We start from the raw sequence: 13,706 nt of genomic DNA on the forward strand, positions 1-13,706 counted from the left end.
TTATCGAATTTACGGATTATTTTTTTTGCTCACAACACACCTCAATGAATCGAATGAATCCACAAAAAATGGAGTGCCTCAACCGTTGCCAGTTTGCACTCCATTTTGTCAACCTAAGATTACGTGTAATTTATATGTTTACTTTCTACATCTACTGATTTTAAATATTCTTTTATAGCGACTACCGCTTCATCTATTGTGTTTGCTCGAATCGTAATGATTTCTTGCTCGTATTTATTCATTGCGTGTTCATATCGCGGATCATAATAATGCTCCAATAAGAAGCTAACTGCTGTCTCAAATTGATCTTCATGGAGAGCTATTTCAATATCTTTGGCGATCGGGGTGTGGATTCGGCCCTTTATTCTACTATAAGCTTTAAGCAATTCCACTTTGTTTTCCCAAGGGCGATAATCTTCAATGATATGACGAGCACGCTCACGAATAGGCATTTCAATGTATAGTTGTGTACCTGTATCCTTTTTGCTAACAATGAACTCAGGAATGACTGCTTTTCCAATCCGCTTGCTTTCTCCCTCAATCAGAAAATAGGGTGAATCCTTCAACTGAAGAAGTTTAGTAACGAGATGTGCTTCAAATGTCTTCTGATTGTTTGCTTGGAGGCCGACATGACCGAAAATAGAACCCCGATGCCCTGCAAGAGCTTCTAAGTCCAGTACAGGATATCCATCTTCTTGCAGACGTCTTAATATCGCTGTTTTTCCTGCTCCTGTATTCCCGGAAATCACACATACGCGAGGTTTAAAATCCATTTTTTCAAGCGTATCGACGACCCATCTACGATAGGAACGAAAGCCTCCTGTTAAACGGTAAGTTCGGATACCCATTAACGCTAGAACTGTAGCAGAAGTATGACTTCGCATACCACCGCGCCAACAGAAAACCGCCTTTTGCTCTTTGATTCCTTCAAACGTTTTTATAAAAGCCGGCAATTTGGCCGAGATGATCTCCAGACCTCTATCTTTAGCAGCCTGAACACTCACTTGCTTATAAATGGTTCCTATTTCTGCACGTTCGTTATCATCAAAAAATGGAATGTTTATGCTTCCTGGAATCGTCGCGTCCTGAAACTCCGAAGGCGAACGAACGTCGATCATAACTAACTCTTTTTTGTCTCTAAGAGCTAATAATTCTTCTATGGTGATGTCTTGAAACAATGAATCTCGCCCCTTTAAAGTTTTCATAAGAAAACTAGCATAGCATTAGCTTAGATGACCACAATACGGCACGAATTGTCTTCTGTTATTTCTCCGATCATACTTGCTTCGACCCCAGCTAGTTTCAACTTACTAAGCAATTCATTAGCCTGTTCTCCCGCCACGGAAATTAGAAGGCCTCCGGATGTCACGGCATCACATAAGATCCATTGACCGATCTGATCTAATGTGTCTGGGAAAGTAACTGAGTTCTGTACATGGGCGAAATTATTCTTAGTGCCCCCAGGAACAAAACCTTCTTCAGCCAACTCCCTTACTCTCGGCAATAAAGGCACATCATCTGCAATAAGGCGAATACCGACTCCACTACCTTTTGCCATTTCGAGAGAGTGTCCGATCAAGCCAAAACCGGTAACATCTGTGCAAGCATGCACTTCAAATGGTTCCATCGTTTCTGCAGCTGTTTTATTCAGTGTAGCCATGACCTGTGTTACTCGCTCCACTTCCTGATCATTTAACCTATCCTTCTTAATCGAAGTAGTTAAAATGCCTACACCAATTGGCTTCGTCAGAATTAATTTATCTCCTGGAATCGCTCCCGCGTTAGTACGTATCTTCTGAGGATGTACCAACCCTGTAACTGCAAGTCCGAATTTGGGCTCGTTATCGTCAATGGAATGTCCGCCTACGAGTGTAATGCCGGCTTCCTTCATTTTATCGCCTGCGCCACGTAATATCTCAGCTAACACATTTTTGTCTAATGTACGAATTGGAAATGCTACGATATTTAGCGCGGTAAGCGGCCTGCCCCCCATGGCATAAATATCACTAATCGCATTCGCAGCAGCTACTTGTCCGAACGAATAGGGGTCATCCACGATAGGCGTGAAAAAATCTACCGTTTGCACAAGCGCAAGCTCTTCGCTCAGTTTATAAACTCCGGCATCATCACTGGTGTCAATGCCCACAAGAAGGTTTGGATTTGGAAGAGCTGGAGGTAATTTCTTAATGACCTCCGAAAGATCTGCAGGACCAATTTTACAGCCGCATCCACCTTTGGTTGAATAAGATGTAAGCTTAATTTTATCAGTTGTCGACATAGTGCGCTTCTTCCTTTCTTTTTATCAGCAGGAAACATGAATTTTGTATTTAATATTGTCTTTTTCACGATATGATACCATCATAACCTATTTACCTGACCATAATCTAATCTAAGGTAAAACAAAAAGCTTCAGCTATCAGAGATGTTAGTTGAAGCTTTCTGTATAGTTTATTGTAATTTCCGCACTGAGTAGATCAAATATCCGAAACTTGTCCCGTTTAGCTTGTAGAAACCGAAGAAACTACCGGCAAATATACATCAATCGTAGTCCCCTGTCCTTCGATGCTCGATATGTTAACGTTCCCACCGTGTGATTTGATAATCTTGATTGTTGTCATCATGCCAAGACCGGTCCCATTCTCTTTCGTTGTATAAAAGGGAGAGCCAATTTTGGAGATTAACTCCTTTGGAATTCCTTTTCCTTGGTCTACGACCTGGATCAGCATAAGCGAAGTACTTGGCATGGAAGCTTTGATTTCAATGACCCCGCCTCCCGGCATGGCTTCCATCGCATTTTTGATGAGATTAATAAAAACTTGCTTTAACTGCTGCCCAATACATAGCATGGCGGGTAAGCAAGCTAGATTTTCGGTTCTGATTTCTATTCTATTGATTAAAGCCTGTGAGCCAAGGAGCAGCACAACATCCTGAATGATTTTATTCATTTGTTCAATCTTAAATTCCTGGGCTTGCGGTTTGGCTAAAAACAGCAGTTCACTCGTAATGAGCTCTATCCTACCCAATTCTTCCATCATAACACTAAAATATTCTTTATTGACCCCCGGTACCTTATTCTCAATCAGCTGCACGAACCCTTTGAGAGAGGTAAGCGGATTTCTGATTTCATGGGCTATTGAAGCGGCGAGCTGTCCAACGGCAGTAAGCTGTTCAGACTCCAATAATAGCAATTCATTCTTATTTTCCTGTGTAATATCTCGCGCAACCCCGTACACACCGATAGGTTCATTGTTCACAATGATTGGCATATTGGTAACTTTAACATCGAGAATCTTCCCGTTTTTATGGTAAACTCTCGTCTCGTAATGCTGTGTGATGCCCTTAGATGCTTCCAAAAAGTAATTCATCGTCTTATCCAATTCTTCAGATGGGATGAGCGGAATAAATGTCATGTGTAGAAGCTCATCTTCGCGATATCCCAACAAACATTCTGTTGCTGGGTTAACACTGAGGTAATTCCCTTTTAGATCCAAAGAAAATACCGCATCGGGGTTATATTTAAAAAGCGACTCGTAATGCTGTTCATTTCGTAATAGGACCCGCTTCTTGCAAGTAATATCCTTAAAGTATACCGAAAGACCATTAGAGGATGGATAGACCCTTACATCAAACCACTTTTCTAAAGAAGGAAAATTGGCTTCAAATTCCACAGTCACTTGTTCATGAATCGCCTTGATATAGTGTTCATAAAATGACAAATTTAAGGCTTTCGGAAATTCATTCCATAAACATTTACCAATGAGATCCGTTTTCCCATGGAACAGTAGTCTAGACGCTTCGTTGTTCAAGTATGTAAGTACCCACTCGTTATTAACTGCAAAAAATGCATCTGTAACTCGATCAAATACATGAAGGTGTTCAGGAATATCAACCATGTGCTCTCCTCTTCTCACAAAAAGTCAAAAAAAGCCTAAATAGAAGGTGCTTTCGCATCTTGTATTTAGGCTTATGTCCAGCACTATCTCTGGCTCATTACCGCCGAATTATCGACTTGGATTTAAAATAAAAGCGATGACGCTTTTATCAAGGTGAAAATCCCAATCCACAAAAACATCAATCACCTGCGATTTTAAAATATCGGCAAAATGACTGTTGTTATGTAAGTGGTTTTTTTCTAGGTTACGTTTTGCCAGCTTCAAGCTCTCTTCGTGGCCGATCCGAATTAATTCTTTCTCGATACTGATTAGAATGCCGTTTCGAATGACAAGAAGTGTTCTTTCATTGATCATACAAGAGTAGAGCTCTTCCGGCCTCTTTTGCACTTGGAAACTAATCGTATCAATTTCTTGGTGAAGCTCCTCTTTACCGGTATACCTTTCCTGCAAACAGGCTTGTAATCGATCCTCATCTGTTTCGATGCCTACCATTACGCCTGAATGATTATTTAATCCCCAATCATAATAAAACTCCCGAATCTGCATGCCTGCAAGTAATAACAAATAGGCTTTAATTTCAGGAATTAATGATTTCATCACGAGGTCTCTCGTATTTTGAATGGAGAAAATCTGGTCCTGCTTAAGAAGTATTCTCTCAGTCGGTGATAAAAAGCTGCGCAAATAGATAACAACGAACGGACGATTAATACTTACGAAAATAGATTCCGGCCCTTTACCGAAAGCCTCTCGAAGTAATCTGCCAACATGGCCTGCGATTTCAAAATTTGTCTGTTTCTCGGTCGTGTTCAAATCATTCATCCTCGGTATAGGCAAAAGCGTTCTGTCTTTCACCCTATGCTAATTTTAAATACTTTTACTAAATAAAACAACGAAAGAACCTTCGAATATATTATCTTCCTTTTTATCCCATACTATCCCTTACATAAGAAAAACACTACTCGGGTTTATTGACTTGGATTTAAAATGAACACTATGATGCCTTTATCCAGATGAAAATCCCAATCAGTAAAGACATCCATAATTCCTGAATGTAATATGTGCTGAAAATGTGCGTTATTGTTATGTAGATGTCTTTTTTCAAGATTGCGCTCCGCTATTTTTAAACTTTCCTCAAATCCAAGTCGAATGAACTCTTTCCCGATGCTGATCAGAATACCTTTGCGGATAACCACGAGTGTTCTTTCATTAATCATGTAGGAATAGATGTCCTCAGGACTCTTCTGAATCTGACGACTGATTTGTTCAACTTTTTGATGAAGCGCCTCTCTTCCTAAGTATTCCTCATGTATGCTTGCCGTAAAATGGTAGTCGTCATCTGATCCGATCCCAACAAAGACGCCTGATTGATTGTGAAGTGCCCAGTCATAATAAAACTCACAAATTTCCATACCAGTATGAATAAGCAAGTAGGCTTTTATTTCCGGGATTAACGATCTCATCACCAGGTCTCTTGTGTGCTGAATGGAAAGAAGCTGATCCTGCCTAAGAAGTATTTTCTCCGTTGGCGACAAGAAATTCCGTAAATAAATGACTATATAAGGGCGGTTGATGCTAACGAAAACAGATTGAGGACCTTTTCCAAAAGCATCTCTTAGCAATCTGCCAACATAACTTGCAATTTCATTTTGAGATTGTTTAACGTTCTTATCCAAAAAATTCATCCTCGACTTAGGTAAAGCATGCATCTTTTACCTTGATGTAGTATTTACGAAATTAAAAAAAGCCTAAATAGAGTTGTCATAAACAACTTGTATTTAGGCTTATGTCCAGCGCTGTCTCTGGTTCATTCATGCCAAAAGCGATATTAAAATATGAGAAATAACTTAGATAACTTTAGGTTAAAGCATAATATCTTTTACCCCGATTTTTATTGTAATAACTTTTACTAAATAAAACAACCGTTTGTTTGTGTTTGAAGTACCTCATGCTATGATCTGTGAAATCCTTCCAGATAATAGTATCTTCTTTATCTTATGGTTTCATTTATAAGATTCACTTCTGATGCTAGAAGTATAGTATAGTAGGAGTAATTGAAAAAATTATATTTCAGGAGGATACAGCTATGAAACAGGAGATTTGGATTAACCTGCCGGTCAAAGATGTTGAAAGGTCTACTGCCTTTTTCAATGAGATTGGATTCCATGCGGTGAGCTTTGGTAACGAAAGAGCCAAGCTTGCCATAGGTCAAACAACGATTCTGCTGTTCCCGGATGAGGCGTTTGAGAAATTTACAGGTTCAAAAAAAGCAGATACTTCCCATAGCGCAGAAGTAATATTTTCCATTGGCGCTGAAAGCAGAGAAGAAGTAGATACCTTCATTCAAAAAGTAGAGTTTGCCGGAGGAAGTATCTTTGGCAAGCCGAGTGAAGTTGACGGCTGGATGTACGGCGCAGGATTTTCCGACCTGGATGGTCACCGCTGGAACCTGCTGTACATGGATGAGAGCAAAATGCCAAAACGCTAATATGGAAACGCCTGTCACTTGCATATGGTCACCGGCGTATAAGAAAAAGTGCTTGTGTGGGTTCACACAAGCACTTTTTCTATAGTTAACGGACGAAGTGCATGGCTTTCGTCCACATGAACGAAGGCGTCGTACCGCCGAGCCATCACTGAGGGAACGTAGTTCCCTCGCTCAGAAGTGGGGCGGTACACGACACCGATGGCACGGTGTCCCAGGACCTCGTGCCCGAGTAACGGATCCTCCTTGTTTAACAGGAGGATCTGATCATACGCGCCAGCGCGATGCATGAGCTCCTCCCAGCTGCCCTGCTGTGCAGCGGGCACTTGCATCGTCGCCATCGGCGCGCCCCAAGATTTCGCGGCAATGACGGTACCGCGGTAAGTGCCGAAGCCAATTGCACACACATCAGATTCACCGTACGCTTCGCGCACAAGCTGGCCGACGTTGATCATGCCGTCGGTCATCATATCGGTTGCGCGCGCATCGCCAATGTGTGTGTTATGCTCCCAGACGATAACTTTGGCATCTGAGCCGTGGTGGAGAGCGAGGCGGCGCAGCGCCTCGACCATGTGTCGGTCGCGGACATTCCACGATTCCGCGTCATGCTTGACCATGGTGCTGTAATAATCCTCCGCGTTTACGGCAACAAGCGCATTTAATTCTGCACTAAGGGCGGCTTCGCTATCTTCGTCGTACCGCACTCGTTTCACGTGAAGCTCCTTCAGCAATTTTACGACATCGTCCTTACAGCTCTCACCGTAGAAAGCCGCAGAAACGCCGTAGTTTTGCCCCTCTTTATCATAGGAATTGAAGCACTCAAAGGCTTTACGAGCTAAAGCTAACTGCTCAGGTGTGCCTTTTTTCTTCAGGTAGCGTTCAATTTCTTCCAGGGACTCCCATAAACTATAAACGTCAAGTCCATAGAAACCGACGCGCTGCTCAATCGGTTTGTCTTCATTATGCTTTTTTAACCAATCCATTAATTCCCCAACTTCTTCATTTGCCCACATCCACGTTGGCCAGCGATTGAACCCTTCCATTACAGCACGAGTGCTTGACTTCGCATCCTTGTACTGCTTCACATACCGGTTAACCTCATAGCAGGATGGCCAGTCCCCTTCAACCGCTATGAAGGAAAACCCCTTCGTTTCAATCAATTTACGGCTCAATTCCATGCGCAGCTTATAAAATTCGGAAGTACCATGCGTGGCTTCACCAAGTAAAACATACTTCTTATCGCCAATCGCTTCGATTAATACCTCCAAATCATCTGTACTGTTCAAAGGCACAGCCTGTTTCTTGATTTGTTCCACGATAAGTTCATCCATGTTCACTTGAGTTACTCCTATTCATAATGAGTTTTCTTACGTAGTATGCACAAAAATACGAAGAAAAAGCGCTTCACGGGGAAGCGCTTTTTTCTGAAAATTCAATGGTAAACAGATCGCATCGGCGATATGCCCCACATACTTACCTTCCTACCAACATTAAAGATCCAACCTCAGGAAGAAGCCAGCTCATACTTAGAACGTCAAATAGAACAATTCTAGCTAAAGATAGAAAAATCACCTCTTGTGTCTTATACGTAGACGATATTTATAACACAAGGTGAATATTGAAATGTTGCGCTCTTATCTCTGAGATGGCTGCCGTTCTAGGACTATCGGCAGCCTTTTCCTGATGTCTTTTGAGCTATCGTTCTCCCGTTAGCTGCCAATTATGGTTCATCATTAGTTTAATGGTATAATTAACTATAGATAATCTAAAATACATATAGTGAGGCGGTAATTAGAATGGAAACAGTTAATCAAACAATAACGGTAGAAACCACAGTACATGTACCAGTTGAAAAAGTGTGGATATACTGGACAGAACCACAGCATATAACGAAATGGTCTTTTGCTTCTGATGATTGGCATGCACCAAATGCCGAAAATGATTTAAGGGTAGGCGGCAAATTTCTTACAAGATTGGAAGCAAAGGATGGAAGCTTTGGATTTGATCTTGGTGGAGTTTATGATGAAGTGAGAATTAATGAATTTATTTCTTACACTTTGGGAGATGGAAGAAAAGTTGCAATCACTTTTATTCGTCAAGAAAACGATACTAAGGTAATTGAATCTTTTGAGGCAGAAACTACTAATTCCATTGAGATGCAAAAAGCAGGCTGGCAGGCGTTTCTAGACAACTTTAAAAAATATTGTGAAATTTCTAAATAAGATTAGGATAAAGTAAATCGAGGACGTTATTCGTGAGTCGGATTCAACTATCCTGCCCGTGTAATTGAGAGAAGGCAACCAATCCACTAGGACTGGTTGCCTTTTCAACTTATTATTAAGCTTTTAGAAGAACTTCGGGATTTGATTGCAGATTATATGGTCAACTACAATTCATTAAGTGTGAACATTAAAGAAGATGACCAATGACCAGTTCAGGGACCATCTCCTTGCCATCTTCTTCTGAGAAGGTTTCTTTAAGGGAACACATCGCTGTTAGTCATTATTACAACAACCTTCGTCTCCGTTTAAGTGCCCGGACCGCTCGATTTTCGTCTTCAAATATTTCTCGTTATATTCGGATACATCTCCCCAAAGCTGTACACGATCCTCTACATCCATTCCTGCTTTACGAAGTGCATCTAATTTTTTGGGATTGTTTGTGATCAGCGTGACCGGCTTTGTCCGAAGTGCTTTTAAAACCTTTATCGCGTCGCTATAATCACGTGAATCATCAACAAAACCAAGTTGAAGATTGGCATCCACCGTATCGTATCCGTTTTCTTGTAGAATATAGGCAAGAGCTTTGCTAAAGAGCCCGATACCGCGTCCTTCATGATTGGCTAGATAAAATAACGCTCCGCTTCCATGGTCGGAAATATGTTTCAACGACTGATTGAGCTGATAACCACAGTCACATCGCTTACTGCCGAAAATATCCCCGGTATGACAGATGGAGTGAAAGCGAATTAAGGCATGATCTGCATTTTGAAAATCTCCATGTACGAGTACACTCGACTGTTGATATTCCGCTAAATTAGCAGAAGATAATTTGGCGACAATACGTTCAAAATCTTCAGTCGTTTCGTTGCAATTGAGCCAGCAGTACCACTTAAACTGGACTGTCTCTCCATTTAAGTTAACTGGCAGCTTAATGGGTCCGACAAGATATACTGCTCTTTCTTCGTCCGTTTTGATCAGTTTTATTCTCTCTTGTAACAGTGAAATTACTTTAGGGTCAAATTTTTGCACGACAGGCATGAATACTTCTCCTTTTCAATCTGCATGGGGATTTCCGACAATCGGCGCAGCGGTTACTATATCTTTTCAAAAGCTTCATATCTCAAAACAACAACCTTCAAATAAATGATCAGCACGATCGCCACACCCTTTGTCTGTATACGGACTTTGCCCCCTTAGCCATGCACCAAATTAACAGAAATAATACCGTCGCCATACCAATTAACATCACGATCGGCTAAGCGAACTCATCGTGCTTAATTAAATTGCCAACAGCTTAAGCTTAGATTCCCGTATTGATAGCTACGGTGAAGCAGATTCGCCTGACGATTGGTGTCACCAGATCCCATTGCAAGAATCAGCGGAATAAAGTGCTCACTCGTTGGCACGGCTTCTTGAGCATGAGGAGCCAGTTCGTGATATTGAAATAGTGCCTCTGTATCCCATGACTCGAGCTTATCCTGGAGCCAATTGTCAAACTGTTCAGCCCAATCATCATTTCCTTCGGACTGCCAATTCAATCTTCTTAAATTGTGGACTGTTCCTCCGCTTCCGATAATGAGAATATCCTGTTCCCTAAGTTCCGACAACGCTTTGCCGATTTGATACTGATGCTCGTTGCTCAGATTACGATTCACGGATAGTGCGACAACTGGGATATCCGCCTCTGGATAAAGTAACTTCAAAACCGCCCAAGCCCCGTGGTCCAGTCCTCTACTCTCATTCAGAACGCTCTGAATGCCTTTCTTTTCAAACAATGCTCGAACACGTTCGCTTAGAGAACGATCACTCTTGGCCGGGTAGGTCATTGTATAAAGCTCATCCTGGAACCCGCCAAAATCATAAATAGTTTCATACGTTTCAGTAGCACTGACTGTCTGTACCGACTCCTCCCAATGAGCGCTAAAGAGTACGATTGCTTTCGGTCTAGGTATATTGTCCTTAAAATTCTTAAGCAGTTTTGTGTATTCGTTATCCTCAAGCACGATCGATGGGGCGCCATGCGCGAAAAAATAGGAAGGCATCATACCATTTCTCACTCCTTAGTTGTAATCAAACCAGCATCCTGCTTAAGCCAATTCAGAAAATCAAACTGGTTCTCTTCCGATACCCCATGGTCCGTTGGATATAAATGAAATGTTAGGCGCGGCGTCTGCTCCTTGAAATACGTCGCTGTCTCGTGACCTATCCGAACTGGAAATACGGAGTCATACTCGCCATGGGAAATAAACACGGATACATCCTTCACGCTTCGCAATGGATACTCCGTTTTCACAAAGTCAGGAACGTACCCGTTTAGTGAAACGATTCCCTTCAGCTCATTTCCCATCGTAAGTGCAAGTGTCATCGACAGAATCGCACCTTGGCTAAAGCCAAGCAAATACCGTTTACTTGGATCGATCGGATATTTTTCCGTCGCATATTGAATGAATGCTTCAAGCTCTCTTACCGCTTCGTCAAACATCTCTCGAATAGGATTACCCAAACTTTTCAAATCATAATACTGGTATCCTGCTCCAAGCGGTAAATTACCGCGAATACCGATAATGATAAAATTATCAGCCAACGGAGCTACCAAACCGAACATATTTTTTTCATTGGAGCCTTTGCCATGCAAGGTAAGGACTGCCGGATATTTCTTGTCTGGGTCCATATTCGCCGGTAAATGAACATCGTATGAATAAGCGGAATTCATAAAAAATCCTCCTCGTTTTAAGTTATTAGCTGCGCTTTTTCTTAATAAGTCTGTGGAATATCAATTGAGCTGAACCATGCATCTACATACTAAGTCTTCAGGAATATTAGTAATAATAAAATATTGTTTATATAAGTAATTTAATATATGGCATGCTAGCGTGTCAATAGAATATTTGTTAATATGTAATTAAGTTTTGTATTACTAATATTTTATGAGAGGTGCAATCAGGATGGATATCGGCTCAACGATACGGGCAATTCGGAAAAGAAAAAATATTACTATCGCCCAAATTTGCGAAGAAACCGGCTTGTCCCAAGGCTTCATGAGTCAGGTTGAAACCAATAAAACCTCCCCCTCTATTTCGACGCTTGAGAACATAGCACAGGCTTTAAAGGTGCCTTTAGCTTATTTGCTCTTGAGGAAAGAGGAGCGAATGATGGTTGTTCGCAAGGAAGAACGAAGCATTACAACAAGCGGTTCTGACAATTTAAAGGTAGAGCATTTAAGCTCCACAAAGAACGTCAAGATGATGGTGGTAGAGTTCCCTCCTGGTGCATCAACGGGAGATATACCTCATGCTCATGAAGGCGAGGAGGTCCATGTCGTTATTAAAGGAAGAATATTCGCAGAACAGGGTGAGGATGCGGCTGAATTCGGAGAAGGTGATTCGTTCAGTTGGAACGCATGTACACCTCATTTGGTAAGAAATATAGGGAAAGAATCGGCAATTGTGCTTATTTCCATCTATACAGAAAGCGACAGCGGACGAGACCTTATCTAAAGTAAGAATGCAGTCTGTATTCCTCATTTCGATTAAACCTTACAACGCCCTCAACCGAGCCATATGGATTAGTTGAGGGCGTTCTTTTTCAATAGTTATGCAAAGACCAGTCAACCACACGTTATATATCGTATGGTTGTCTGGTCTTTGTTCATTTAGCATTCAACGGTCTTTATTTATTCATTTAAATAAGTCATCACACGATTCTGAATCAGCTTAGCGACAGCTTCAGCAGTCTTTTGCCCAGTGAAGAAAGCCTTGGACTCCTCAGCGATAATCGATCTAACCTTGTCGCTTTTGGATATTGGAAGACTCGCTTCTGAGATCATCGTCTTAAGGACCTGGATGTCTTTCTCAGAAACTTTGACGTTTCCGCCTTTCATAGTACTCACTGTGCCTTTTTTGGCATCATTTGAGATTTGATCAATCAACCTCTCGTTCACTGATTTCTTCAATGGGAATCCCGTTTGTTGAGGAATACTTTGCATCTCTTCAGATAAAAGGAATTTCATGAAATCCCAAGCTGTTGCTTTGATTGTGGAATTCGCGTTCATAGCAATGGATTGCAATCCGCCAAAGGCAACACCAGATTGCTGTTCGGCCGAATGCGGTTTCTGATAGATCGTACCACTCGTATAATAGAGAGAATTACGCGTGATGAAATCACTTGGCGAAAAAAATTCCGACAGTAAGAAATTACTATCCTTGGCTCCCAGCGGTTTAGCCGAAATGATTTTGTCATCGTATAAACTCTTTACACGTTTAAGCAGATCAGTGAAATCTGTCGAATCAAAATTCGATTTTCCTTTAGCCCCATCAACAAACCGCTCATAATTGTCCGAAACAATGGCATTCAGCATATTCTCAGGATCCAAACCACTTAACGAATGCGTATGAGCACCTTTGGCAGCTAAGGATTTACTTACATCTGCAAACTGGCTCCACGTCCACTTTTTATCATCAATCGCAACGCCTGCTTTTTCAATTGCCACCTGATCTCCGAACATCGCTTGCAAGTAAAACATGGTTGGTAAGACATAGAGCCCACCATTCATTTTGGAATTGTCAAGGATGTTCATATAATACTGGCTTTGGTCAAAGGATGTATCATGTTTAATGAATTCTCCAACGTTCACGAACGCTTGCTTATTTACATACCTGTCGATCGGTAAGTCGACCGTTGTAAGAGCGAATAAATCAGCCCCTTTTCCGGATAAAATCTCGGTTGTAGATTGTTTTATATACTTCTCTACTTCGGATGCACTCATAACACCACTTCCGCTGCCTGCCTTAACAAATTCCTTAAATTCAATTTTCGTATTTGGATGGGCTGCCTCATACCGCTGCTTCGCTTGTTTGTAGAAATCGGTCGCAGAAAGAATCGAAACGACAATCATCTTCTTGCTGTCTTTATTTTCATCTTCAATTCTCATTTCTTTTCCAGCAGGGCTATTCGTTGGACTACTCGGGCTTGCAGTACTTACCGCATTGCTGCTAGTCGGTTCGCTTTGGTTGACCGATGTTCTTTCATTGCATGCTGTCAAACTGAACATAACGACTAAAATCGTGAGAATAAGAAACTTATTTTTCATATTTACTTCACTCCTTGATT

Annotated in this window: 13 protein-coding genes; 3 read left to right on the forward strand and 10 right to left on the reverse strand. The window is 41.5% G+C overall.

Translation table 11 applies throughout. The features are described from left to right. Nucleotides 1-119 precede the first annotated feature (119 nt). From mnmH to L6I86_RS26530, 5 genes are all read right to left on the reverse strand, one after another. Nucleotides 120-1,178: a tRNA 2-selenouridine(34) synthase MnmH gene (mnmH, locus tag L6I86_RS26510; RefSeq protein ID WP_236291489.1), complete on the reverse strand. Its 1,059-nt coding sequence runs from the start codon at nucleotides 1,176-1,178 to the stop codon at nucleotides 120-122. Nucleotides 1,179-1,228: 50 nt separating this feature from the next. After that, nucleotides 1,229-2,278: a selenide, water dikinase SelD gene (selD, locus tag L6I86_RS26515; protein ID WP_236291407.1), complete on the reverse strand. Its 1,050-nt coding sequence runs from the start codon at nucleotides 2,276-2,278 to the stop codon at nucleotides 1,229-1,231. 220 nt (nucleotides 2,279-2,498) lie between these two features. After that, nucleotides 2,499-3,893: a PAS domain-containing sensor histidine kinase gene (locus tag L6I86_RS26520; protein WP_236291408.1), complete on the reverse strand. Its 1,395-nt coding sequence runs from the start codon at nucleotides 3,891-3,893 to the stop codon at nucleotides 2,499-2,501. Between the two features lie 108 nt (nucleotides 3,894-4,001). Then, the gene (locus L6I86_RS26525) at nucleotides 4,002-4,712 is read right to left on the reverse strand and encodes a Na-translocating system protein MpsC family protein (RefSeq protein ID WP_236291409.1); all 711 of its coding nucleotides are present in this window, start codon (nucleotides 4,710-4,712) and stop codon (nucleotides 4,002-4,004) included. A 146-nt stretch (nucleotides 4,713-4,858) separates the two neighbouring features. Then, nucleotides 4,859-5,566: a Na-translocating system protein MpsC family protein gene (locus tag L6I86_RS26530; protein ID WP_236291410.1), complete on the reverse strand. Its 708-nt coding sequence runs from the start codon at nucleotides 5,564-5,566 to the stop codon at nucleotides 4,859-4,861. A 410-nt stretch (nucleotides 5,567-5,976) separates the two neighbouring features. On the opposite strand from L6I86_RS26530, the gene L6I86_RS26535 reads away from it, so the two are divergent. After that, on the forward strand, nucleotides 5,977-6,378 hold the full coding sequence (locus L6I86_RS26535; RefSeq protein WP_236291411.1) for a VOC family protein: 402 nt from the start codon (nucleotides 5,977-5,979) through the stop codon (nucleotides 6,376-6,378). A 62-nt stretch (nucleotides 6,379-6,440) separates the two neighbouring features. Here L6I86_RS26535 and L6I86_RS26540 read toward each other — a convergent pair whose 3' ends face one another. Next, the gene (locus tag L6I86_RS26540; protein ID WP_236291490.1) at nucleotides 6,441-7,706 is read right to left on the reverse strand and encodes an erythromycin esterase family protein; all 1,266 of its coding nucleotides are present in this window, start codon (nucleotides 7,704-7,706) and stop codon (nucleotides 6,441-6,443) included. Nucleotides 7,707-8,171: 465 nt separating this feature from the next. Between L6I86_RS26540 and L6I86_RS26545 the strand changes: the two genes are divergently transcribed. Then, on the forward strand, nucleotides 8,172-8,597 hold the full coding sequence (locus L6I86_RS26545; protein ID WP_236291412.1) for an SRPBCC family protein: 426 nt from the start codon (nucleotides 8,172-8,174) through the stop codon (nucleotides 8,595-8,597). 273 nt (nucleotides 8,598-8,870) lie between these two features. On the opposite strand, the gene L6I86_RS26550 is transcribed toward L6I86_RS26545, so the two are convergent. The 3 genes from L6I86_RS26550 to L6I86_RS26560 form a co-directional block, all read right to left on the reverse strand. Continuing rightward, nucleotides 8,871-9,635 carry a GTP cyclohydrolase II gene (locus L6I86_RS26550; RefSeq protein WP_236291413.1) on the reverse strand — a complete coding sequence of 255 codons (765 nt, stop codon included), beginning with the start codon at nucleotides 9,633-9,635 and terminating at the stop codon, nucleotides 8,871-8,873. A gap of 236 nt (nucleotides 9,636-9,871) precedes the next feature. After that, the gene (locus L6I86_RS26555; RefSeq protein WP_236291414.1) at nucleotides 9,872-10,642 is read right to left on the reverse strand and encodes a DODA-type extradiol aromatic ring-opening family dioxygenase; all 771 of its coding nucleotides are present in this window, start codon (nucleotides 10,640-10,642) and stop codon (nucleotides 9,872-9,874) included. 8 nt (nucleotides 10,643-10,650) lie between these two features. Continuing rightward, complete coding sequence (locus L6I86_RS26560) at nucleotides 10,651-11,310, reverse strand: alpha/beta hydrolase (RefSeq protein ID WP_236291415.1); 660 nt, start codon at nucleotides 11,308-11,310, stop codon at nucleotides 10,651-10,653. Nucleotides 11,311-11,542: 232 nt separating this feature from the next. Between L6I86_RS26560 and L6I86_RS26565 the strand changes: the two genes are divergently transcribed. Next, on the forward strand, nucleotides 11,543-12,094 hold the full coding sequence (locus L6I86_RS26565) for a helix-turn-helix domain-containing protein (protein ID WP_236291416.1): 552 nt from the start codon (nucleotides 11,543-11,545) through the stop codon (nucleotides 12,092-12,094). Between the two features lie 176 nt (nucleotides 12,095-12,270). Here the strand turns inward: L6I86_RS26565 and L6I86_RS26570 are convergent, their stop codons facing one another. Continuing rightward, a complete protein-coding gene (locus tag L6I86_RS26570; RefSeq protein WP_236291417.1) occupies nucleotides 12,271-13,686 on the reverse strand; it encodes an ABC transporter substrate-binding protein in 1,416 nt (471 codons plus the stop codon). Nucleotides 13,687-13,706 lie beyond the last annotated feature (20 nt).

It is taken from the genome of Paenibacillus allorhizoplanae, from assembly GCF_927798215.1.
GTDB classification, from domain to species: Bacteria; Bacillota; Bacilli; order Paenibacillales; family NBRC-103111; genus Paenibacillus_E; species Paenibacillus_E allorhizoplanae.